We start from the raw sequence: 24,079 nt of genomic DNA on the forward strand, positions 1-24,079 counted from the left end.
TTATATTTTTACAACAAATTATGGAGGTATATTCAACAGGAAATGGAACAGACATTTTCACCTAAATTTAAGGAAACTCTATTTCCAGAGAGAGTGTTTCTAAAACTAAGACCTATTATCTCAAATCTTCTTTTAGAACACAAACCTCCCTTTCTAGTTATGGATTCAGCTACAATCAAACGCAAGTATTATGAACTTGTGAGAGCCTTTCCAGGATTTAAGATCTATTACGCAGTTAAGGCAAATGATAACACTGAGGTATTACGAGTATTAGCATCAATCGGTGCAAACTTTGAAGTTGCTTCCACTTCAGAGGTGCTAAAGCTTATAGAACTAGGTATAGGCGGACATAGAATGATAACCAGTAATCCTATAAAACCTCTTGAGTTTATTGAAGTATGCAGGCAAGTAGGAATAAACTACCTCTGTGTTGATTCAAAGGAAGAGATAGAGAAGATAAAGAGCGTTTTCCCTGAAGCAAATATCTACATAAGGCTTGATGTCCAAAACCCTGAGAGTTCGTGGCCACTGAGTGGTAAGTTTGGAGTATCTGAAGAAGAAGCTGAGGACATAATAAAATATTCGCTTAAAAAAAAGGTAAACCTGGTTGGACTAACATTTCATGCAGGATCTCAGAACAACTCAGTTGAAAGTATAGTTAAAGCTTTAGAAAGCTCAAAAAGAGTATTTGATATTGCAAAAAAGCATAGAGTATCCATGAAGATACTAAACATTGGTGGAGGATTTCCTATAGATTACACTGAAAAATCACGAAATATAGAGGAATTTAGAAAAAAGCTATTCAAAGCCTTAGAGGTATTTAGAGAATATAACGATCTAATTTTACAGATGGAGCCTGGTAGAAGAATAGTTGGTGAAGCTGGAGTAATAGTATCAAAAGTTATTGGTAAAACTTGCAGAGGCGGAGAAAATTGGATATACCTTGATGTAGGTGTGTTCAACGGACTTATGGAAGTTGTTGGAGGGATAAACTACCTCTTTAGAACAAACTCTCGTAAGAAGGAAAAAGTTTGGAATATTGGAGGTCCTTCCTGTGACAGTATGGATGTAATAGCCAAAAATATAGTTTTACCAGAACCAGACATTGGAGACTTAGTCTACATCCTCTCCGTAGGAGCATACACCACTGTATACGCAGCTCCTTTCAATGGATACAAAATACCTCACACTATAGTAATATAAATTCACTTACCTAATTTAGCTCTTGCTATATATTTCTTTGCCTGATCATTATCAGGATCTATATCAAGAACTTTTTGCCAGTATTCTATTGCCTTATCAACGTTTCCTTTTCTGTATTCCTCCACTCCTTTTGACATAAAGCTAGCTACATCCCTCTGGATCTTCTCTCTGTCTTTTGAAATAGCTTCGTTATACTTTGCTCTCGCTTCATCACGAAGCGTTCTAGCAAAAGTATTGTTAGGATCATCCTCCAGCACGAGTGATAACAGCCTTATAGCCTCTTTATAATTGCCAGCATTATAAGCACTTCTACCAGCTGACAGATTTCTCAGAACCTTCTCCTCTAAACTTTTCCTAGCAAGCGAAAGCTTTGACTTAGCTTCTACATCGTTAGGATCACTCTTCAATACCCCCTCAAGTATTATTATAGCTTTCCTGTAATTGCCCTTCTTGATAAGTTCATCAACTTCCATCTTAGCAGAAGACAAAAAGCCATAAAACTTTTCCAAAACTCCATCCCTGAGAATCTTTAGATTACTATCACTAGGGTTTAATCCCACAAGTTCATCAACAATGTCCAATGCTTCAGAATACTTACCAACCTTAATCAGATTACTCACTTCATTCATTCCTTCTCTGATCTTATGAATGTTATCTATCTTAAGTTTGTAAAGTTCGTTATTTGGCGAAATCTTTAGAAGTGAGTTATACCCTTCAAGGGCTTTATCATACTCTCCACTAGAGTAAAACTTATCAGACTTATCCAACATCTCCTTCTCCAACACCTTAAGCTTATTCCTCACTTCAGAAAGAAGAAGCTTTATTTCCTGAGAATCTGGGTTATTCTTCAAGGCTATTTCAAGATATTCCTTTGCCTTAATATACTCCCCTCTCTCGTAAGCAAGCTTACCATCTTTAAAGCTCTTATCTTTCTCAAGAGCAAATTCCTCTTCCGCACTCTTGATATAACTATCAATCAAAGAAACATCATCTCCCAAGAGTATAAATTTTTCCTTAGCTTTCTTAAGACTGCTAATACCATCTGCATACTCCTTCTTTCTTATTTTCCTAAGACCCTCCCCAAGTAGCTTATTAGCCTCATCTCTAAGAGTGACTTCTTTAGCCTTTCTGTCAATTTCCTCAATTTTCTTTCTAACTTCGGAGTTATTGGGGTCTAGTTTCATTATTGCCTCCAGGACCTTCTTCGCACTCTCGTAATCATAGTTTACCAAAAATGCATCTACCTCTTTCATCCTTTCCTCAATCATCCTTCTGGTTTCCAACTCCTTCACTACTTTTTTGCTTTCTTCGTAGTAGCTTTTAGATTTAGCATACCTTGTATCACTTACTGGTAGAATACCTAGTAACTCTTCAAACACAACTACCGCTCTAGAATAATCCTTTGCATTGAACATTCTTACACCATCGTTAAACCTACCATCTACATACTCATCAAACTTTTTCCTAGCTTTGGAATGTAAACTGTTTGCTTGGATGTTAGTTGGATCTAGCTTCAGTATTCCTTCCAAAGTTTTCATCGCGCTTATATAGTCACCAGCATTGAGAAAATCCTCAGCGTTAGCAATCTTTATACTAATACTTGATTTAAGTTCCTCCTTTCTTGAATCTATTTTCTGTCTCAAGCTCACCGCCTCTGGTAAGTCTTTTAACAAAACCAAAGCTGATTCCCACTTCTCAAATGCCCTCCCAATTTCACCGCTAACGAAAAATTCATCCCCCTCTCTTTCAAGCACATTTGCTTGGGACCTCACAGTCAAAATAGTATTGCTGATCTCGGATTTAGCTATTTCATTGTCCCTATAAAACCTAAGTGCTTCCCTAAACTTATCAATGGCTTCCCAATATTTTCCTTCACCCTTTAGCTTTTTCCCTTCAGCAACAAGTAACTCAGACTTTGATCTGTTCTCTTGGATCTTTGAAGAAATTTCAATCTCCTTCAGCGTTTTCTTCACTGCCTCTTCCGCTTCTTTATTCCCAGGATAAACCTCCAAAGCTTTATTGAAAAGTTCCAATGCTTTCAAGAAATTGTAGGAAGAAAACTCCTGCATACCTTGAGAGTATAAAGAGTAGGAAAGACTCTTCCTTTGTTCAACTTCAAACTTTTTACTCATTTCAGTCTGAATTCTATCATCTACTTCTTTAGCAAGCCTAGTAGATGGCTCATGGAATGGGTTTAACTCAATGTTTCTCGTTATAAGTTTCTTCGCTTCCAAAAGTTCGTTTCTGGAATACAGTACCAATGCCTCTTTATAGTTTCTATTAATCTCCTCTGAGACAATAGACTCTATTTCTTTTATACTATCCAATGCTTCCTTATTATAAGGGTTAAGCTCCAAAACTTTTTTATACTCTTTGATAGCTTCACCATATTTATTTTGAGATCTCATAACCTTAGCTCTAGTAAGCAATGTTTTTACATACTCTTGCTGTTCCTTAGTAAGAGCTTCATCCTTTTCAAGCCAAAGTCTAAGCTTTTGAATATAGATCTGGGCAACCTGATTTGAAGGATTATGCTTTAATGCCCTCTCAAAGTGGTAATTTGCGTTTGTAAAATTACCTTTTTCATATTCCACTATCCCCTTCTCAACTTCTTCTTTATCAGGAGTAATCCCTAAAACTTGTTTTACTACCCTCTCGCTGAAAATTAGAAATAAAGACGGTATATGGTTATACCTCATCCCCTCATAACTTGCACTACCTACTCCTACTGGAGAACTAAGAAGAGAGAAAACAAAAGACACCGAGATCCCTTTATTATCTATACCTAAAGAGATTTTCATTCCCTCAAAAGGCTCGGAAACAACTCCCACCCCTCCCCTAAAGTTTGCTACCTCATTCACAAATTTATCATTGGTAGGAAAGACTCTAACAAACCCAAATGACACAAACGGGTAAACAACAAGATATTTCTGCACACTCTTATCGTTGCTAAACAGTGATATAGGGGAATACCTTAGAGACAACTTAGTATCACCTCCAAAAGCAAAGTCTCCAAAGTATCCCCCTACGAAAAGCGCCTGAGACAACGAAAGCTCAAGACCGTAGTAAGTTGACAACTTAGCTCCTACAAGCGGTATGAAAAATGCTTCAAGGTAATAAGACTCACGATCATATACTCCCTGCGGAAAAACCCAGTTATCAAATGAAAACATCAGTGATGCGCCAAAATCAACATCACCAAAATCAACCGAAAACACTTTGTCAAATTTTGTCCCGGCACCTAAAACCAGAAAATTTTGGTTACAGTTTCCAATCAACTTAAATGTGTTATCATACATTTCAAGAGAAGAAAATTGGTGAGCAACTCCCAAGAACATCGGATAAGTAAAAACCTTAAAGTGTCCAACAGCAGAGAGAATACTCCCACCTACAGTATTGTTAACAGAAAAACCTAAAGAATACGAGGACGACGAATCTAAAGATTGCGGTGAATGGAAGACTCCAAACGGATAAGTGTTAAAAGGAGAAAAACCACTAAAAAAACCTTCGCTACTTGGAGTGAAAATATCAAGGAACCTATAAGAATTAAAAGAAAAACTCTGAAGCGTAAGAATAAGTCCTATAACAATTAAACAAAGTTTTTTCATACAATAAATATAATAATACTCGGATATACAAGAAGAGAAATAAAACTTAAAGGCTCTCAAAATTTTCTTAAACGATGTTTTACTTTTTGTGCGTTTAGAAAGGAACCAAACTTCCGATCTTTTAACTAGTCTATAAGATATGATCCTTAGAAAGAAGAAAATAGGCGTTGCCCTAGGCAGTGGATCTTTTAAAGGATTATGTCATCTGGGCTTCATAAAAGCCTTGGAAGAAAGGGGAATTATACCAGATGTTATTGCAGGAAGTAGTATAGGAGCCTTAATTGGAGCATTATGGGCCTCAGGACTTAGATCTTCAGAGATAATAGAAGTATTCAAAAAAATAAACTCCAGAAACTTTTTAAAGTACATCTCCTTCTCACTCTCCAGAAAAGGTTTTGTTGAAACTAAAGTTGAGGATTTTCTGAAAGAGTGTATAGGTAGAGTTAGATTCAGTGAACTCAAAACAAAGCTTATTGTTACAGCTACCGACATAACAAATGCAAAAAGACTAGCAATAAGTGAAGGTAATGTTGAAGAAGCTGTCAGGAAAAGCATCTCTGTTCCCGGAGTAATAAAACCCATTCTTGAAAACGGAAGTGTAATCATTGATGGTGGGGTTCTTGCTCCTCTACCTATAAAGGAGCTAGTTGAAGAGGGATGTAGCGAAATTTTCGCTTCGTCATTAGTTCCCAAAAATTTTGCACATATCCTACCTACTGTATTTGAAAGGTTCAGTAAAACCGCTAGAGAAAAAATAGAAGAGATATTTAAGATAGAACTACCCGAACCATCCCTAACTGTTTATAGCATTGTCAAGAGATCTTTGGTAGTAATGAACATATTTTTGGAAGAATACGAAATCGCACTGTATAAGCCTAAACTAGTCGTAAGATATGATATTGAAGATCTTGATATATCAGCACTTGACAGAATTCAATACTATATAGACCTATCCTACAAAGAAACTTTGAAATCCAAGCTTTAATATTCCAACCAAGTCTCTTCTAAAGACTAGAATTCTATAAAAAAGCCGAATTTTGTCTCTACTCTAAAGTATCAGCACTTAGCCAGTAAAGCCTAAAATCCACAATTGAGCGTTCTTTCACAGTCTCTGTCGGAATAGGCAAATACTCCCTTTGATCACACAAGAGGCTTAGGATGAAGTGAAATTCTGTGATTGACAAACGTTGTCTAAAAACAAAGAGCGTAAGTAAACAAAAAGTTTGAATCTTATCCACTCACCCAATGGAAATTGGAATTTATCGGAAAGGTGAAGTTTCTGATTTGTAGTAAGTCTATATAAGATTATGAAATTATGATCTTATTTCGCAAGGACGTTTTGGAGCGATTTTCACTTTAAATTTTCTTTCTTACGAGCTCACGTATTTGTTATACTTAGAAAAGCGTGAGAGTTGTTCTTGCTTGCCAGTGTTTTGTAGGTTGTTGTAGAACAGGAGTTTATGGGGCTGGTATATGTCTGTAATCAACATTGAGAGACTCAATAAAAATTATCCTAATGTTCAAGCTTTGAAGGAAGTTAGCATAAGTATAAGAAAAGGAGAATGTGTTGGTTTTCTGGGACCTAACGGGGCAGGCAAGACTACTCTTGTTAAGGCTATTGTGGGGTTAATTAAAGTAGATAGCGGAGAAATAACAGTTATGAACATGTCCATACGGACTAAGTTAAGAGAGGCGAAAAAATATATAGGTGTAGTTCCTCAAGAAAATAACCTTGATAACGATATTTCAGTCTTTGAGAACCTAGTGCTATATGGAGAATTGTTTGGGATACCAAGAAGAGTTCTTAAGAGGAGAGCTATGGAACTGCTTAAAGAGTTCGGAATAATGGATAAAGCAAATGACAGGGTTGAGCACCTTTCTGGTGGGATGAAGAGAAAACTTATGATAGCAAGGGCTTTGATGAACAACCCAGAGATAGTCATATTGGACGAACCTACCGTTGGTTTAGATCCCGAGGTAAGGAAAAACATTTGGGATAAGATAGTTTCTCTTAAGGAAGAAAATAGGACAATTATTTTAACAACACACTATCTTGAAGAAGCGCAAGCATTGTGTGATAGAGTCTTTATTATGAACAAAGGAGAGATAATAGAGAGTGGTCCCCCTGAAGCACTCATAAAGAGATATTTGCCAAAATACGCAGTTGAAGTATATCCGAAGATTGAAATTAACAACAGATTTGAGAATAAGAACATAAGGAAGATAGATTTTGAGAATCATTTGATAATTCTTACAGATGATCCTTCAGAAATCAAGTTATTACTCGTTGACAAAGATATAAGAAAATTCAATGTAAGAAATTCAAATCTTGAGGATTTATTCTTTATATTAACAGGGAAAGGTTTTGAATACGAGGCTGATTGAATCCATAATACTGATTAGGGAGCATATGGGATGGTTAGTGATTCTGAAAAGAAATTTTATTGCTTGGAAGAAAGGCTGGTATGGTGTGATATTCAGTTCCATTGAAATTCTTATATTCATACTTGGATTTGGTGTTGGACTTAATCAGATAGTTGGTGAGGTTAACGGCATGAGATACGTTGAGTTTATTTTGCCAAGCATAGTCATTATACCTTCTATGAATAATGGCTTTTTTGAAACGACTTATAACTCCTTTTCAAAGATGTTCTATGGAAAGATGTTCTATGCTTATTTGTATACCCCTGCAAGCGTTCTTGATATCTACGTAGGTGAGTTACTTTGGGGAATTACAAGAGGGCTTATGTCTTCGGCGATAAGTTTGCTGGTTTTAAGCATTTCGGGACTTGTAGATCTATCTTTCGGCAAAGTGTTAACATTACTTGTTCTTTCCACGTATGTAGGTTTATGCCTGAGCGCCCTTGGACTACTTTTGACAGCTGTGGCACCCAACATCAACTTTTTTGATTATTTTTTCTATGTCTACATAAGTCCGATTACTCTTCTCTCAGGGACATTCTTCCCTTTAGATGTTTTTCCAAGTGTGTTTGAAAACATAGTATTTTTAGTTTCTCCATTGTATCACGGATTGAATTTATTCAGAAGTGAGAGCATAAACGTAGTGAATATTGTCTATCTGCTAACCTTTTCAGTAGTGGTGATAGCACTTGGCGTTAAGATGTTGAACAAGAGGTTGATAGAGTGATTATTGTTTATTGCTCTCCCATCTTATACTCGCTGGTTCTACTACTAAAGTTCTAAATGAGAATAGAAAAACTCAAAGCGAGGACTTAGTGATCACTGAGCACGAGTGGTAAAAGCCATTAGCACAATAATAGCAAAGATCAAACTATCACTTCTCACAATCAACCTTCCCTACAAGGGGTATAGAGTAACAAAATACAAAATTTCAAGGCCTTATGAAGTTCAACAATAAATTCCAATTTCCATTAGGCAAGTAGATAAGATTCTAAACTTTTACTTGCTTACCTCCTCTAGTTTTCGCTAGTTACAAAACTTTACTTCATACCAAACCCCCTGAGTACTCATCAAGAAAAGCATCTACCCAGTCCCGATAGAAACTGCAAGAGGGGTAAAAGAAAATTATACTCAACTGTTAAATTTCGGAACTTATTGGAAATCCGAATTACAAAGGTTGGAACAAAATTTTAGGTCAGCAAAGTAGAGACATTAATCAAGGATGAGAATTTTAAAGAAACTTTTTACCTTTCCTCTAGTGTGTTCAATGAAGTATATCCCCCTTCTAATGAAAAGAGAGGAATCTAATTCATAAATTCCTGCTTTTTGAATTTCAAACTCTTTCACGAAATACCCATCTCTAGTGAAAAATTTCACTCTGTCTCCTACATCTACATTGATAAGTCTAACTGGTTCTCCTACTTTTACCACACTTCTTTCAACAATAGGAGATCCCTCTATTGAAACGCTAATAGCATTGCTGGGTATCACAAAAAATGTTTCATAGAATCTCTTGCCTGTTTTGTAATACTCTAGCGTAACTTCATCGTTCTCTCCTACAAAAAGCACATCTGACTGATTCGTGGAAATCAAAAATTCCCCATAATACCAGAAACCAAAATTTGTGAGAGTAATAACCCTAGAAATTTTCGTGCTTTTAGTATAAACTCTAACAAGAGCAACATTCTCTAGTGGATCTTCAACAACGAATATCTTAACTTTTGTTCCTACTGTCTTGTATTTACTGTCAACAATTATTGATGGATTTGCAAAACCGTTGTATCTTGCTGGAGTTTCCTGCCAATTCAGAAACCTCCCTCCAAATTCTGTTGAGAAAGCATTTGGCAATAAACTTACAGTAGGATTGCCGGAGAAGATAAAAATATTAGAATGACTAAACGGGATCATCCTCAAAGTTTTATTCTCAAGGAAGTGCAGTATTTTACCACCTTTGTAAGGATGTCCATCTTTAAGCATATAAGTCATATTACTAGATATGCCCGGAGCACTTATGAGTAGATACTCATAAGGTTCAGCATAACCTAAAATAGTAGAGAAACCCCTTTTTGAAGAATAGAACACACTCGTGCTAAGGTTGAGGATAATTTCCGTATTTGTTGAGATGCCGTGGAGATATAAATTTGTAATAGGAATCTCTTCAGAGGAAATATTTACAATTTCAACGTATTTATCACCTTCCCTAGCAGGCCCTACACCACTACCTCCTTGAAAATACTCAACCCAACGTTTTGTTGGAGAAAAACATACTTCGTTTAGAAGGAGCTTTTTCCCTAGGTTTGTAGATGTTTCAAACAGATTAAGAACCCTAGCGGTAGAAACCATTTCACCAAACCTTGCTACAATTCTCTCGCCGTTGTGTCCGGGTGTTAAACTTGCTTTAAAAGTGTTTCCAGAAACTCTAGTCAGAGTTATGGTTGCTCTACCTAGAACTTCAACATCTACACTATCAGTGTTTGTATCTATGCTTAAAAACAGCTCAATTGAGTCATATATTTCGTACAAGGGTTTTGAAAACCACATGCTTTTATTCTTTCCCCAAAACCCGAAAGAAGGTTTTTCAGAAAGAACGAATCTATCTCCATTTCTTTCAATTGTTATACCCTTACCACTAGTTGAACTGTAGACCACAGAATCAATCACAGTGCCATTGGAAAGAAGCTTAATAGTGGAGAGTATTTCTTCGTTTAATGGTGTAGCCCGAGCCAAGTATTTTGTGGAAGTCGTCAATATGACAGCATTCGTAGGGAAAAAGAAAGGTTTTGATGAAAGCGAGTAAGAGTAAGGTAGTATTACCGCAAACTGACCAGGTTTGAGTAGGAAGCTGTTAGTTATTCCTTCAGTCTCAAGTTCAGATAGAAAAATATTGGTAATCTTCACCTCATAACCCTGAACAAGAATAGAAAATTCCCTTAAATCAACCGAATTAGTGGAACTATTGAAAATCTCAATATACTGGCAAATTTCTTTCTCGTAAGGATAATTGAACAAAACCTCAGTTATAATCTGAGCAAAAATATGGCCACATAAAAGAAGAAAAAATGCGAACGTTAAAATTCCTTTCATTGTAGAATGATAATTAGGATCAACAAAAAATTGCAAGAATCCCTAAAAAAAAGAGCTTCTGCTTTGGTTAAAAGTAGAAATAACATTAATTACCCATAGTTTCTGTGCTTATTCCGAGGCTTTCAAGCTTTCTGTAAAGGTATGTTCTATCAAGACCAGTAAGTTCTGCGAGTTTTGATATACTTCCTTCAGCTCTATCAAGCATTTTAGTAAAGTAAAGCTTTTCAAAACGACTTTTTGCCTCTCTATAAGGTAGATTGATATCTAGATCTAGCCTAATTTCTCTACTCAATATCTCTGGAGTATAATTCACAACATCATCTAGGGTTATCTTATTTCCTTGCGACATTATTACAAGCCTTTCAATGATATTCTTCAGCTCTCTCACATTTCCTGGCCAGTGGTAGTTGACAAACTTTTTCATAACCTCTTCATCAATTGAGAGAATCTTTTTGCCATAACTTCTTGAGAATTCGCTAAGGTAATAGTTAGAGATAGCAATAATATCTTCTTTTCTCTCTCTCAGCGGAGGTATATGAATAGGTATAACATTTATCCTATAGAATAAATCTTCACGGAACTTACCTTCCTTGACCATCTGCTTAAGGTCCTTATTCGTTGAGCATATTAATCGCACGTCTACTGATATGTCCTTATTACTCCCAAGTCTCTGTAAAACCTTCTCTTGAAGCACTCTCAATAACTTAGGTTGCAAATGTAAGGGTAATTCTCCTATCTCGTCCAAGAACAAAGTTCCCTTATCAGCTAGCTCTATTTTACCTTTTTTTGAAGAAACTGCTCCCGTAAAGGCTCCCCGTTCATATCCAAAAAGCTCAGATTCTAGAAGAGTATCGGGTATTGCAGCACAATTTATAGCAATGAATTGTTCCTCTCTTCTTGAGCTTTTATAGTGTATAAGCCTCGCAACTACTTCCTTACCAACGCCATTTTCACCAGTAATCAAGACAGTTGAAGAATTATCGCCTACTTTCTCAATGATGTCAAGAATTGATTTGATTGCTTCAGATTCTCCTATGAGCTTATATTCTCTCCAGAAATAGGACTTTTCAGTCTCAAGCTCCTTAAACTTAACAGCATTTTTTACTGTGCTCACAAGCTTCTCTATTGAAATAGGTTTCTCAATAAAGTCAAAAGCCCCAACCTTTATACACTCAACTGTTGCGGATATTGTACCATGTCCGGAGATTATTATGACAGGTATCAGCGGAAATTGTGCTACAATCTCCTTCAATATCTCTACACCATTTTTTGAGGGCATAAGTAAATCAAGAATTACAACATCTATATCCTCTGTATTCAAAATATTGAAAATCCTAAGCTCATCGTTGAGAGTTAGAACATAAAACCCATAGTCCTCCAAAACTTCCTTTATCGTCTTCGTTATATTAACCTCATCATCAACAACTAGCACTTTCTTCATATAAGAAATTATAAGCAAAACTAAAATAGATACACAAGAATGATTTCTTCCTAATAATAAAAAGTTGCAAACCCTATATACAATATTTGATACTAGAACTGAAAAGGTGAATTCTATGAAGATCTTTATCAGTGGAGCTAGATATTACTCTTCTCCCTTGGTAACTGAAACTGAAGATCAAACTATGCTTGAGATATACAAAACTATTATGAATAATGCTAATCAAGTGAAGGAAGTTCATACTTTAGCTAGAAGGCTGAAGGATCCTAAATTTTTCCAAAAGCTCATATTTCTATTGACAGGTATACAACTTGATGAAGATACTGCCAGGGCTATGTGGGATGAAATAGAAAAGTATCACAAGGACGTAACTAATGCTTTAGGTAGAAAGATCCACATAAGCGCAACAGTAGTGGACTATATGCTTAGGGTAAAACACTATCTCAGGAACCCTTCAGCTATTGAACTGATTCTTACTGAGAAGATAGAAAATTCTGCCCTTCAGGATTTCTTCACGGGGCTATATAAAGGGAGCTTTTTTGAAGAATTTGTAAGGAAAGAAGTGAACCGTTCCAAAAGGCACAATCACCAATTCTCTCTAGTACTCTTCCAGGTCAATGGCTTAGAAAATGTTTCTATATCTGGTAATACATCAGTTGCCACTAAGATATTGGCGGATATAGGCTCTATAGTTAAGTACTCTAAGAGAGCTGAGGATATTGGCTTTAGATTCAGTGTAAGTAAGTTTGGTTTGATTCTACCTCAGACGGATAAGAAAGGAGCTATACTTTTTAGTAGAAGGCTTATTACTGATATAGACAATGCAATTCTTAGCACTTCAGGACTGGTTTTTGGTCTATCCTTGAGTTTGGGATTACAAACTTTTCCTGAAGATGGAGATGATGCAAAAACCTTGGTATCAAATGTAGAAAAAGCTTGCTATAAAGCTAAAGTGATGGGTCCAAACAAGATGGTTTATGAGTTGTAAAGTTAGATCAAAGATTACCCAAAGCCTTATTCACAAGATCCATTCTTTCAAAAGATGGAAATTTTTCCTTTATTCTGTTGTAGTATATTATCGCTTCCTCTCGATTACCAGACTTTTCAAGAGACAAAGCTAACTCAAAGAGTACTTCTGGAGTCTCTTTTATTGTGATAGCCTGTTTATAGAATGTAACTGCTTGGTTAAAGTTTCCCTTCTTCGCATAACATTTACCAAGCCCTACCAAAGCTCTGTAAGAGTCTTTAAACTTTTCCCTAACTTTAGAATAATACCCAACAGCATCGTCATAAAAGCCTTCATTCAGAAGAGCATCTCCCATACCTATAAGTGCATTGTAATCATAAGGATTAAGAGACAGAGCTTTCTTGAAAAATTTCATTGCCTCTGCTGTTTTATTCTTCCTAAGGTAAACAAATCCGAGTCCAGAATAAGCTTCTGGCAGATTAGGATTATTCTTCATAACCTCGGAGAACAGTGAAAATGCTTTATCACTATCACCCTCTCTAAGGTGAAGGTTTGCCAATGTTGTCAGAAGCATAGGATCACTTTTGTTTATTGAGTAAGCTAATTCTATATACTTTTTCGCCATTGTGGGGTCTTCCTTAACGAAAAGATAAGAATTTCCTAAATTATACAAAGCAACAAAGTTCTTTGAGTTAACCTTAACTGCCATAGCGTAAAATGGCATTGCTTTATCAGGTTGTCCAAGTTTATCATAAGAGTTACCTATCTTAACAAGCAAAGAGTCATTGTTTTTCTCATATTTGTAAGCGTTAAGAAAGTAACTTAAAGCTTTCTCATACTCACCATTTAAGTAGTATATTGTTCCTAGGTTTATGTAGGGCTTAGAGTAAGTAGGATTTGCGGATATCGCTTGATTGAAGGATCTTATGGAGTTGTCTTTATCACCAACGGCATAGTAGCTAAGTCCTAAGTTATAGTAGGCTTTGTCAAAGTTTGGTAGGAGTTCGGTCGCTCTCTTAAACTCCCTTATAGCATCATCATACATTTTCCTCGTGTAATAAATTATTCCCATCCTATATCTCATTTCAGCATCGTCCTCACCACTTGAAATAAACTTATTAAACTCATCCAATGCATTATCGTAGTCATTGTTATCGTAAAGTATGTTTCCTTTTGTAAGATGTGAATATGGTTCATTTTGATCAACAGAAATAACTTCGTTGGCAATCTTCAATGCTTTTTCACTGTTACCTTTTTTGTAAGTGGTATAGGACAAAGCTCCTTTATTCTTGGTATTGTCTGGATCAAGTTCATTAGATTTCTCAAATCTCAGATGGGCATTATTTATATCCTTCTTTTTCAAGTAGTTGATTCCCTCTTCGTAAAGTTCTCTTGCCTGTGACTTCCTATCTTTCGTTTTGTCCTCTCTTATGGGTTCTACTTTTGTTTGCGATGGTTGGGAAATATCTTCTTTTGTGACTTCCCTAGGTATATCTACCTTGACCATAACTTCTCTCTTTGACAATTCTTCTTCCTTCTGTCTTTTCCTCTTGAGGATTTCCTTCCTAAGCCTAGAAACTTCCTCGTCTTCCATATTTTGAATGTAAAGCTTGTCTAGGTAATCCAATGCTCTGTCATAGTCACCACCTTCTACGTATATTTTCACAAGATTAAGTATCTTTTCTCTCTCACTAGTCTCTCCTCTGCCTAAAATCAAAACTAAGGATACTACAACTAGAATAAGTAACACAGCAATTCCAACTGCAACAAGAAACTTCTTTCTGTCCATAGTTTACCCCCAAACTTGTTTCCACTCCAATAATAACATAGGTAAAGACCGAAATACAAATTTATCCGATAACACTTTTCTGACACTTCTTAAACCAGAGCTTGAGTTTCTTGAGAGAGTTTGGTAAGTGTTTCTAACATACCTTCTGGATGAGAACTCTTAAGGTATGCTGAAAGTTTGATTAAATCGTAAGGACTTTACAGTTATAGGATACCTAACTTAGTAGTTTTGTTAAAATCTCATTCACTAGTTTAGGGTTTGCTTTACCTTGACTCTTTTTCATGACCTGTCCCACTAAGTAAGCCAATACATTTGTCTTTCCTGATTTATATTTCTCCACCTCGGCGGGATTTTCTTGAATTACCTCTTTGCATAATTTTTCTATTTCTCCAGTATCTGATAATTGAATTAGTCCTTTCTCCTCCACAATCTTGGCTGGAGGTTTCTGGGTTCTTACGATCTCGGGGAATATGTCTTTTGCTATCTTTATGCTTATCTTTCCATCATCAATCATATTCAGTAGTTCTGAAATATATTCTGCAGGAACACTAAATGATGAGATATCTATGTTGTTTTCATTCAGATACCTCATAACTTCACTCATTATCCAGTTTGACACTTTTTTAGGCTCTCCTTTGTAGCTCTTAACTGCTTTCTCAAAATAGTCTGCTAGGGTTTTGTCTTCTGTCAGTATCAGTGCATCGTAACTAGGTAGAGAATACCGTTCTCTAAATCTTCGGTATTTCTGATAGGGTAGCTCAGGTAAAGAAGATCTTATTTGCTCTACTAATTCCCTTGGAATTACAACAGGTGGTAGATCTGGATCTGGAAAGTATCTATAATCTTCTGCTTCTTCCTTGGTTCTCATAGTATATGTTCTTCCACTTTCAACATCAAAAAGCCTAGTTTCTTGAAATACCCTTTCGCCTCTCTCAATCAAGGAGATTTGCCTCTTTATCTCATATTCCAATGCTCGTCTTAGGAAGTTAAACGAATTCATATTTTTGATCTCAACCTTTGTGCCAAGCTTATCGCTACCCTTTGGTCTTACTGAAACGTTTGCATCAACTCTCAGAGAACCTTCCTCCATATTTACATCACTCACCCCTATATATTTCATAGTGTTTCTTAAGGTTTGAAGATAATAATACGCTTCATCAACACTAAACATATCAGGGTATGATACTATTTCAACTAATGGTGTTCCTGCTCTGTTTAAGTCTACATAACTTTCGTTTCCTACTTCGGAGTGGACAAGTTTTCCTGCGTCTTCTTCAAGATGCGCTCTTATTATTCTGACTCTCTTCACTCTATTATCTGGTAACTCAAACTCTAGGTACCCTTCGTAATTAAGTGGCACATCGTATTGCGATATTTGGTATCCCTTAGGCAAATCAGGGTAGAAGTAACTTTTCCTATCAAACTTAGTGTATTCAGCTATCTTACAGTTCAAAGCTAATCCGACTGCTATTGCCTTCTTGAGAGCTTCATAATTAAGCCTAGGTAATACCCCCGGGTATCCCATACATATGGGACAAGTGTTTGCATTAGGGTTTGCACCAAATTCTGAAGAACAAGAACAAAAAAGCTTTGACTTAGTATTTAGCTGAACATGAACTTCTAGCCCTATTACTGGTTCATATTCCATATGATCCTCTGTAGAACTTTGATTTTAAATAATTCAAAGTCTATCTTCCAAAATTCTAGCTAGATAACCAATTGGAGACCAGATGAGTTTTCTTCTTAGCAAGCATCTAGGAAGTCTAGTGTGAAGTCAAGTTTTATAACCTGAGTACTATCTAGAACCAAAAAGAGCAAGTAAGCAAAAAGTTTAGAATCTTACCTATTTACCCAAATCGGAATTTATTGCTTTTAGAATGGGTTTTTGAGTTTGTATGTTCTGAAGATTTATAATTTTGGTAGTTACTGGCAAAGTATACTTCTAACCTTAACAAACTCTAGTATTGGAGGTTAAGATGGGAATAAGAAGTTTAGCAGTGCTAACAAGTGGTGGAGATTCAGCAGGTATGAACCCATGCATAAGAGCTGTTGTAAGGTATGCCATATACAATGGCTTAAGAGTCTATGGTGTTTACAGGGGGTATAAAGGACTGGTTAATGGTGAGATATTTGAGATGAATGTTTCTTCTGTAGGTGGTATAATAAACAAGGGGGGAACGATCTTATATACCGCGAGGTTGCCAGAGTTTAAGCAGTATGAGGTGAAGAAGAAGGCAGTGGAGAACTTAGAAAAATTAGGAATAGATGCTTTGGTTGTGATAGGAGGTGATGGTTCGTTTAGGGGGGCTCATGAGCTCTTTAAGGACTTCGGTTTGAGGGTTATAGGAGTTCCTGGAACAATAGATAACGATATCAAAGGAACAGACTACACAATAGGGTATGACACTGCAATAAACGTAGCAATGGAAGCTATTGACAAAATAAGAGATACTGCAACTTCTCACGAGAGATTGTTTATAGTTGAAGTTATGGGGAGAAATGCAGGTTATATTGCAAACGCTGTAGGACTTGCATCTGGTGCCGAAGATGTGCTAATACCTGAGGTAGAATTGAACTTAGAAGAAACGATAGAGAGAATAATACAGGGTAGGAAACGAGGTAAAACTAGTAGCATAATTGTGGTCTCAGAAGGAATAAAAACATCAATGAATATCCTTCAGCTTGCTGGATACATCGAGGGCAAAACTGGTTTCGAAACGAGAGTAACTATACTAGGGCACCTACAGAGAGGAGGTTCGCCAACTGCACTAGACAGAATATATGCTTCGAGAATGGGTAGCTACGCTGTAGAATTGTTAATCAGAGGAGACACAGACAAAATGGTAGGAATAGTTTCCGATGAGCTGGTCTCTATTCCACTAGAAGAAGCTTTTGAGAAAAAGAAGGATTTCGATGAGTCAGTTTATAGACTCATAAAAGTCTTAGCAATCTGAAAGGAAATATGAACTTAAGAAAATTAGATAACTTTAAGGATATAGATCTTCTCTCAATTGCCAAGGAATACGGAACTCCCATATATCTGTATAATCTAGACAAAGTAGAAGAGAACTTTAGAAATCTTCTGAACTCAATTCCCTATGAAAATAAGAAAATTCTCTTTGCAATGAAATCAAACTTTAACTGTGAAATTCTGAGATTAATAAGAGATCTCGGCGGTGGTGTGGACACAATCTCACCAGGTGAGATAGAGTATGCTTTAGACCTAGGCTTTAAAAAAGATGACATTCTATTCACAGGGATAGGAATATCAGATGAAGATATTGAGTTTTGCTTGAAAAACGGTATAGTTCCCAATGTAGGCTCACTTGACCTCTTAATTAGAATAGGCAACAGGTTTCCAGGTAGCAAAGTAAGCATAAGGATAAATCCAGACTATGGCACCGGTCATCACGATCATGTTATAACCGGAGGTCCTCAAAGCAAATTCGGGATATACCAATCTTACTTAGAGGAAGTGAAGAATATATCAAAGAAATACGATCTAACCATATCGGGAATACATTTCCACATAGGTTCTGGAGCGCTGGATTACAGAGTTTATCTAAAGGCTATAGAGAAAGCTGTTGAGATCTCAACAATGTTTAAAGATGTGGAATTTGTTGATATAGGGGGGGGTATAGGAATACCTTACAAGCCTGAACAGAATTCTTTTGACTTGAAGGAATTTGGGAAAGAGATATCCAACGTTATGGAACGATTTTCAGCCAAAGAGAAGAGAGAGGTGAAACTTCTCCTAGAGCCTGGTAGGTATATAGTAGCAGAAAGCGGAGTGCTTCTCTCAAAAGTTGTGGAAGTGAAGACCACCCCCATGTATAAGTTCGTCATAGTCAACACAGGGTTTAACCACCTTATAAGACCAGTGATGTATGGTAGTTACCACGAGATAATAAACTTGTCAAAACTGAACTGTACCGAGCTTGAGAAACAAGTTATTGCTGGAAATGTATGCGAAAGCGGAGACATATTTACAAGAAACGAGAATGGAATACTCCCAAGAAAATTACCCAAGGCTGACTATGGCGATATAATAGGAATATTTGACGCAGGAGCTTATGGCTTTGTTATGGCCTCCCATTACAACTTAAGAAAGTTACCTAAGGAGATTGCAGTAAAGAACGGAAAAGTTTACCTAACCCCCAGAGAGTATATGAAGTATATTCTCTAAAGCCAAGTTTGGAGTTTATGTAGCATGAAAAGACAGGTGTTTTTGGTAGGTTACAGAGCTACAGGTAAGAGCACCATAGGAAAAGAACTTGCCTCTGCAATCAACTGGAAATTTGTTGATCTTGATAAGGAGATAGAAATGCTTTCTTCAAAAAGCATAAGGAAGATTTTTGAAGAAGACGGTGAAGATAAGTTTAGGGAACTTGAGACTGAGGCACTTAGGTGCTTTTCTAAAGAAGATAAGGTAGTTATCTCAACAGGCGGAGGTGTGGTTATAAAAGAAGAGAATCGCAGGATAATGGAAAATGGGTTTGTTGTGCTGATTGAGTCAAGTATGGAAACTATAATCAAGAGAATGAAAGCTGACTCCAGTCGTCCTCCCTTAACTACCTTAACTCTTGAAGAAGAGGTCAAAAAAACTATCTCGGAGAGAAAACCTTTTTATGAGAAAGTCTACCACATAAAGGTAATCAACGAAAACATATCAATTGAATCTCTCGTCCAACTGATAAAGAATTCACTTCCCTTTAACCTGCACTAAATACCCTAAGGAAATACAAAGCTCTATGGATTGCTTAGCATTTTGATGATTTTTTCTACTCTGTGAAGAACAAAATATATGCTCCTGCTCCAAAACCAAGCATAGGAACTGCTCCCTTAAAGGATTCATCTTTTTCATCAAGTAACTCAGGTATCATGTAAAATCCATTGAAAGCCTTATTCTCAATCCGTGAGACTAACTCTTTGGATTTACTCAGATTACCCAGTTTTTTGTACGCCAGGGCAATCCTGAGGTTTATTATGCACCACTCTTGGTTATCATACCATCCACCATCCAAATTTCTTCTGTATCCCTCCCTGCCTTTGATCTTAAGATTTTCTTCAAATGCGGATAAAGTATTTATTGAGACTTCCTTGGGCACCAAACCAAAGTTTATAGCTTCAACGACAGCTCCATCAACATACTTAGGATATCCCCTACTAACATAATGCTCATATGAACCCACCAACACTTTCCTCTCTCTATCAACTAAGTTTCTATTAAGTCCCTCAAGAAGCAAATCCACATACTTTCTAGTATCATAACTTGACTTTTTCCCAAACCTCTCAAATGTTTTAGTTATCTCATCCAACCCTTTTATAGCCATTATCGTGGTATAAGTAAACCTTTTTGCACCATCATATCCATTGTCCCTGATATGCCTCTCCCACGGTCCAGATTCAGGTCTTATTACCCCCAAATTTGTGTCAATGTTGCAGATTAGAGGATAGATTATCAACCTATCAATCACTTCAAAATATCTGTTAAGAAAATCTTTGTCGTTAGAAGCATTTAGGTACTCCGCAAGTGCCCATAGAGACATTCCAAAACCATCTATCTCTATGTTTACCCCGTTGCCATTATCATCAGACTCTTCCTTTCCGTTTCCATAGTATCTGCACACAGAGATCTTGTAGTCAACCCCGATTCCCCATTCTTTCCGATCAAAAATGTAAGACTTGTAGTATCCTGTATCAGCCTCAAGAAAGAATTTCAGAGCATCTTTGGCCTCTTCAAGGTGCCCAGCTCTAACAAGAGCAACAATTGAGTAAACACCATCTCTAACCCAGGCAATGTTCCAACTACCTGTTGTGAGTGAAGCAAGAATCTGTCCATACCCCTTGCCTTCTTCCCTTACTTGCCCCATCTTTATGAATGCAAGAGATTGCTCATATAGGGCCTTTTGCTCCTCAGTCAAATTGTTCGGAAATTTGGTTTTCCTATGCCAATTTTTCCAAAACTCAAGTTCTTTTTCAAGAGGATCAAAGAAAGTAGAGTAATAGTAATTCGCTATCTTCAGAGAGGTCTCTAGATCTTTAGCTAAAACTACTAAGTCATAAAGAGAAAGCTCTACTTCCCTCTTAGCAACTTCTTTGAAGTAAAAAAGTAATGTACCATGCTCCGAGTTTATATACTGGTTTTCTTGGTCATAGGGAACTATCTGATGTCTTCCAGAAAACCCTATAGATCTTGTTATCTCTATAACACCTCTATCCTTAGGCCTGATCTCTAGCTTAACTACAAAGGACGGACAGTTTAGAGTAAAGGGGGAAAAAAGATACATAACAACATCTGCTATTTCACTAGAGAAATTTACCTTTATTATCCCAGTTCCAGGAATGTAATTTATATCTTTTATCTCCGAGTCCTTAAGGAAGAAACTCTTGTCGTTCAGCGTTATTTTGTAATCAAGAGACCTTAGTATAAATGAAACCTCTTTTGATTTCTCATCATACTTTCGGTAAATTGAAGGATAGAATGCAGAAACTCTTTTCTTAACCAATGAGAAAACCACTGCTGAAAAACCATTAGCACTCACAAGCATATTAAACCCTCTCTTTTGAGCAAGTGCTAATTCTGAAGTTAGCAAAAGAAGCAATAGTGATAAGAAAAGCTTTCTCATTCTTTCCTCCGGAAAACACCTTCAAAGGAATTTTTTAGCGGTTTCGTATAAATTTTCAAGTTTGAAAGAAGTTCAACAGAGCCTAGTTACAATTTGATTTGACGTATTTTTTTACTTCTCTCGCAGTCTCTGCTGGGACCGGAAAATATTTCCAATTCAACATGAAAAGCTTCTAAAACCTTAAGACTCCTAAAATGCCTTAATTCGCTAGACTATAGCAAAATGTGTATAAAAAACTTTCTTTCTAATCCCTAAATACTCTAACTCATCTAAGGCAATAACTTTTTATGATAAAACCTTATAGGGGGAATTACCCCCCCTTTGTTGCACTAATATCCTACTGGAGCATAAACAGCATAACCTCTGGGTGCTGCCCAAAGGTCCGTACGTCCACTACTATCAGTAGTCTTCTGCGCAGGTTGAGCAGTGTCCTTACCATTCCATGCATAACAATGCAGAGTGGTATTGGTCCATTTAGTGCTAACAGTAGCCCCAAGCCAAGAACTGGGATGATCGTTTATTACAACTATCAACCCTGGGTTAGAGCCATATCCGTTTCTCTGGGCTATATAAAGATCTGAACTTGTGTAGAGAACAGTTGTAGTCCCACCAGCAAGCCTCCAGTTAACCCACAGCAATTGCCTTATCCCTAGAGCATCAGTCCTCCTTAGGTTGTAAACATAATAATCCTTCCAGAACACACAACTATCTCCTTCCGCTGTAAGCGTATAAGCATATGCCATCATCTTGTCATAAATGATAGGGTCACTCACATCTGTATCGTGATTCTCAACAAATGTAACTGCCTTCAATGGGTTTATTCCTACAAGCCCAGCTCCACTGAGATTCGCCATATTAAACGAGCCACCAGTAGTATTGCACATACTTTTCAATGTGTAGAAGAGGGGAAAATCAAATGCCTTAACATTAGCTCTGTTTACACTATTGAGCCAACTGTTAATAGCATTCCTATCGCTACTCCAATACTCGCCAATAATAAATGGTGATCCTGTGTTGTCATGAATATACTGAGCAACCCAAGGTGCATAACCTTGCACATAGTCAAGTCTCCAGAAATCAAACCCAGCATTCGCAGTATTCTTCAGCCAGTTAAGCCATGCAGTAATATTGGTCTTCACATATTCCTTGTCTTGACAAAGATCAGGCATACCGGCAAATGTGCCATACCCGTCAGTCGAATGCAAATCATTCGGATGGAAATCATAGTAACTCCTTAAGAACCTACCACTTGCTACACCCGAAAAGTCAGTCCAAGTATTACTACCAACAAAGGGGTTATACTGGGACGCACCACCACTGTTGTGGTTTATGACTATATCAGCCATAACTTTAACACCACTAAAAGACTTTATCCTAGAAATAAGAGCCTTCAGCTGAGCTTGAGTACCATACCTTACTTGAGTAGCACCTTTCTGATTGTAAGCCCCAAGGTCATAGTAGTCATAAGGCTCATAACCGTTGTTGTCCCAAGAGATACACTTCTGCGGTGGCGGTAGATAGAAACAATCAATCTTGTCAGTTACACACTCACCAACCTTAAGATACACATTGGAGTACCATGAAGGTGTTCCAGTTGGGACATTCCAGTAGAATGCTTGCATTATTCTCCAACCATTCACCTCGCTCACCAGCACTAGTGATATTACTACCACTAGCGCTAACATCACAAACCTCAACCGCCTCATACTTTACCTCCTGCCCGTAGTGGGCAATCATATTTATTGCAAAATATATGCCAACTTGACATTCATTAAAGTATTCTTGATTTTTATTTTTCAAGAAATTAAAAAATCCCAAAACATTTTGGTATTAACCCTCTCCAATTTTGTAAACAAGAGAGCTTATGAAAGATAATTTACTAAAACTGCACCATTAAATGCACAAAATTGAACTAGTGCAATGTTGTGCAATTTAAGAGGGGAAAAGCTGATTTTAGACCCAGTTTTTTCTTCTCAAAGTCCAATGACTTGTAAAGGTCCCCAAGACTGAGGAAGTAGTATTTATCTTTGTTTTTGTGATACCATTTAGCTAATGTATGCAATGTTCCTTTTCTTGCGTGACCTATTGCTATGCAATAACCCTTTGTCCTAGCAATCTTTTCCATATTCTCAAGCTGATCAAGAATATGGTATCTTGTAGAGTAGTTATCCAGAAATATGTCTCTCTTCAAAGGGACCATACCACACTCTCTAGCTTTTCTCATACCTACGGTGTTCGGAGTTGTAATAGAATCTAGGAAAAATTTGTTCTTCTTTCTGAGAAAGGAGATTACTGCAGTCATAACTCTCTCATCCTCGGTGGCTTTAGATCCCATGTGGTTATTAATACCTTCTGCATCTATTTCCTGAAATGCTTCCTCAAGGAAGGATACAATCTGCTCTTCGCTCATGCTGGTTCTTATATACCTTTTCTCATTTCCTTCATTTCTATAAGCTTCCATAGGAATATGGAGGATCACTTCCTTTCCAAACCTCCTTGCTATCTGGTAAACCTCCTTAGAACGCTCTAGAAAAGGAATTATGCTTATTGTTATTGGAAGGTCTTTAATCGCCTTCACCACATACTCCTCAAGAGAGTAGCCAAAGTCATCTATCACTATACAGATTATGGGTTTATCTCTTTTCAGTAAGCCTTCAGTTCTCTCATCTAGTCCAAAAGAGTTGCTTTCCGAAACTTCACCGTCTAGTTTGTTCTCATTAGTTAGTTTTCCTGAAGGTGAGGGTAGTTCAGGATACTCATGGTATACCTTGTACTCTTTTTTGTGATCCCCCCTTGAGATCTCTTCAGAGAAGGAACTATATAGAACCTCTGAGATAAGTGGAACACCAACAACTATTAAAACTACAGCGAGGATATAGGAGATTACTGAAATAAAAATACTCTCTTTCATAAAACCCTTAGGTTATGATCGGAATT

General features: G+C 36.9%; 16 protein-coding genes. 8 read left to right on the top strand and 8 right to left on the bottom strand.

The window, feature by feature from the left end; genetic code table 11:
- Positions 1–42: 42 nt before the first annotated feature.
- A complete protein-coding gene (locus tag ABDH28_05340) occupies positions 43–1,203 on the top strand; it encodes a type III PLP-dependent enzyme (GenBank protein ID MEN2998440.1) in 1,161 nt (386 codons plus the stop codon).
- Positions 1,204–1,205: 2 nt separating this feature from the next.
- On the opposite strand, the gene ABDH28_05345 is transcribed toward ABDH28_05340, so the two are convergent.
- Entirely contained in the window at positions 1,206–4,811 is a 3,606-nt protein-coding gene (locus ABDH28_05345) for a hypothetical protein (GenBank protein MEN2998441.1), read from the bottom strand.
- Between the two features lie 139 nt (positions 4,812–4,950).
- Here ABDH28_05345 and ABDH28_05350 point away from each other — a divergent pair, with 139 nt between their 5' ends.
- The 3 genes from ABDH28_05350 to ABDH28_05360 all read left to right on the top strand — a co-directional run bounded on the left by ABDH28_05350 (position 4,951) and on the right by ABDH28_05360 (position 7,959).
- Positions 4,951–5,796 carry a patatin-like phospholipase family protein gene (locus ABDH28_05350; GenBank protein ID MEN2998442.1) on the top strand — a complete coding sequence of 282 codons (846 nt, stop codon included), beginning with the start codon at positions 4,951–4,953 and terminating at the stop codon, positions 5,794–5,796.
- A gap of 488 nt (positions 5,797–6,284) precedes the next feature.
- Positions 6,285–7,196, top strand: a complete 912-nt coding sequence (locus tag ABDH28_05355; protein MEN2998443.1) for an ABC transporter ATP-binding protein — start codon at positions 6,285–6,287, stop codon at positions 7,194–7,196.
- Positions 7,197–7,221: 25 nt separating this feature from the next.
- A complete protein-coding gene (locus ABDH28_05360; protein ID MEN2998444.1) occupies positions 7,222–7,959 on the top strand; it encodes an ABC transporter permease in 738 nt (245 codons plus the stop codon).
- 485 nt (positions 7,960–8,444) lie between these two features.
- Here the strand turns inward: ABDH28_05360 and ABDH28_05365 are convergent, their stop codons facing one another.
- Complete coding sequence (locus tag ABDH28_05365; GenBank protein MEN2998445.1) at positions 8,445–10,316, bottom strand: hypothetical protein; 1,872 nt, start codon at positions 10,314–10,316, stop codon at positions 8,445–8,447.
- 85 nt (positions 10,317–10,401) lie between these two features.
- The gene (locus ABDH28_05370; protein MEN2998446.1) at positions 10,402–11,757 is read right to left on the bottom strand and encodes a sigma-54 dependent transcriptional regulator; all 1,356 of its coding nucleotides are present in this window, start codon (positions 11,755–11,757) and stop codon (positions 10,402–10,404) included.
- A 115-nt stretch (positions 11,758–11,872) separates the two neighbouring features.
- Between ABDH28_05370 and ABDH28_05375 the strand changes: the two genes are divergently transcribed.
- Positions 11,873–12,745, top strand: a complete 873-nt coding sequence (locus ABDH28_05375; protein MEN2998447.1) for a GGDEF domain-containing protein — start codon at positions 11,873–11,875, stop codon at positions 12,743–12,745.
- 7 nt (positions 12,746–12,752) lie between these two features.
- Here the strand turns inward: ABDH28_05375 and ABDH28_05380 are convergent, their stop codons facing one another.
- Positions 12,753–14,513 (bottom strand): tetratricopeptide repeat protein, encoded by a 1,761-nt coding sequence (locus tag ABDH28_05380; GenBank protein ID MEN2998448.1) that lies wholly within the window; start codon positions 14,511–14,513, stop codon positions 12,753–12,755.
- A gap of 214 nt (positions 14,514–14,727) precedes the next feature.
- Positions 14,728–16,161, bottom strand: a complete 1,434-nt coding sequence (gene gatB / locus ABDH28_05385; GenBank protein MEN2998449.1) for an Asp-tRNA(Asn)/Glu-tRNA(Gln) amidotransferase subunit GatB — start codon at positions 16,159–16,161, stop codon at positions 14,728–14,730.
- Positions 16,162–16,495: 334 nt separating this feature from the next.
- Between gatB and pfkA the strand changes: the two genes are divergently transcribed.
- The 3 genes from pfkA to ABDH28_05400 are packed head-to-tail and all read left to right on the top strand — an operon-like array spanning position 16,496 to position 19,239.
- Positions 16,496–17,467 carry a 6-phosphofructokinase gene (gene pfkA / locus ABDH28_05390; protein ID MEN2998450.1) on the top strand — a complete coding sequence of 324 codons (972 nt, stop codon included), beginning with the start codon at positions 16,496–16,498 and terminating at the stop codon, positions 17,465–17,467.
- 8 nt (positions 17,468–17,475) lie between these two features.
- On the top strand, positions 17,476–18,699 hold the full coding sequence (gene lysA, locus ABDH28_05395; GenBank protein ID MEN2998451.1) for a diaminopimelate decarboxylase: 1,224 nt from the start codon (positions 17,476–17,478) through the stop codon (positions 18,697–18,699).
- Positions 18,700–18,723: 24 nt separating this feature from the next.
- The gene (locus ABDH28_05400) at positions 18,724–19,239 is read left to right on the top strand and encodes a shikimate kinase (GenBank protein MEN2998452.1); all 516 of its coding nucleotides are present in this window, start codon (positions 18,724–18,726) and stop codon (positions 19,237–19,239) included.
- A gap of 55 nt (positions 19,240–19,294) precedes the next feature.
- Here the strand turns inward: ABDH28_05400 and ABDH28_05405 are convergent, their stop codons facing one another.
- The 3 genes from ABDH28_05405 to ABDH28_05415 form a co-directional block, all read right to left on the bottom strand.
- The gene (locus ABDH28_05405) at positions 19,295–21,142 is read right to left on the bottom strand and encodes a glycoside hydrolase family 15 protein (protein ID MEN2998453.1); all 1,848 of its coding nucleotides are present in this window, start codon (positions 21,140–21,142) and stop codon (positions 19,295–19,297) included.
- Positions 21,143–21,471: 329 nt separating this feature from the next.
- Complete coding sequence (locus ABDH28_05410; GenBank protein MEN2998454.1) at positions 21,472–22,848, bottom strand: alpha-amylase domain-containing protein; 1,377 nt, start codon at positions 22,846–22,848, stop codon at positions 21,472–21,474.
- A gap of 206 nt (positions 22,849–23,054) precedes the next feature.
- On the bottom strand, positions 23,055–24,053 hold the full coding sequence (locus ABDH28_05415; GenBank protein ID MEN2998455.1) for a divergent polysaccharide deacetylase family protein: 999 nt from the start codon (positions 24,051–24,053) through the stop codon (positions 23,055–23,057).
- Between the last annotated feature and the right edge of the window lie 26 nt (positions 24,054–24,079).

This window comes from Brevinematia bacterium, from assembly GCA_039630355.1.
GTDB lineage: Bacteria > Spirochaetota > Brevinematia > DTOW01 > DTOW01 > SKYB106.

Coding starts and splice junctions, on each gene's coding strand:
- ABDH28_05340 (MEN2998440.1), top strand. CDS start 43: ATGGAACAGACATTTTCACCTAAATTTAAGGAAACTCTATTTCCAGAG.
- ABDH28_05345 (MEN2998441.1), bottom strand. CDS start 4,811: ATGAAAAAACTTTGTTTAATTGTTATAGGACTTATTCTTACGCTTCAG.
- ABDH28_05350 (MEN2998442.1), top strand. CDS start 4,951: ATGATCCTTAGAAAGAAGAAAATAGGCGTTGCCCTAGGCAGTGGATCT.
- ABDH28_05355 (MEN2998443.1), top strand. CDS start 6,285: ATGTCTGTAATCAACATTGAGAGACTCAATAAAAATTATCCTAATGTT.
- ABDH28_05360 (MEN2998444.1), top strand. CDS start 7,222: ATGGGATGGTTAGTGATTCTGAAAAGAAATTTTATTGCTTGGAAGAAA.
- ABDH28_05365 (MEN2998445.1), bottom strand. CDS start 10,316: ATGAAAGGAATTTTAACGTTCGCATTTTTTCTTCTTTTATGTGGCCAT.
- ABDH28_05370 (MEN2998446.1), bottom strand. CDS start 11,757: ATGAAGAAAGTGCTAGTTGTTGATGATGAGGTTAATATAACGAAGACG.
- ABDH28_05375 (MEN2998447.1), top strand. CDS start 11,873: ATGAAGATCTTTATCAGTGGAGCTAGATATTACTCTTCTCCCTTGGTA.
- ABDH28_05380 (MEN2998448.1), bottom strand. CDS start 14,513: ATGGACAGAAAGAAGTTTCTTGTTGCAGTTGGAATTGCTGTGTTACTT.
- gatB (MEN2998449.1), bottom strand. CDS start 16,161: ATGGAATATGAACCAGTAATAGGGCTAGAAGTTCATGTTCAGCTAAAT.
- lysA (MEN2998451.1), top strand. CDS start 17,476: ATGAACTTAAGAAAATTAGATAACTTTAAGGATATAGATCTTCTCTCA.
- ABDH28_05400 (MEN2998452.1), top strand. CDS start 18,724: ATGAAAAGACAGGTGTTTTTGGTAGGTTACAGAGCTACAGGTAAGAGC.
- ABDH28_05405 (MEN2998453.1), bottom strand. CDS start 21,142: ATGAGAAAGCTTTTCTTATCACTATTGCTTCTTTTGCTAACTTCAGAA.
- ABDH28_05410 (MEN2998454.1), bottom strand. CDS start 22,848: ATGAGGCGGTTGAGGTTTGTGATGTTAGCGCTAGTGGTAGTAATATCA.
- ABDH28_05415 (MEN2998455.1), bottom strand. CDS start 24,053: ATGAAAGAGAGTATTTTTATTTCAGTAATCTCCTATATCCTCGCTGTA.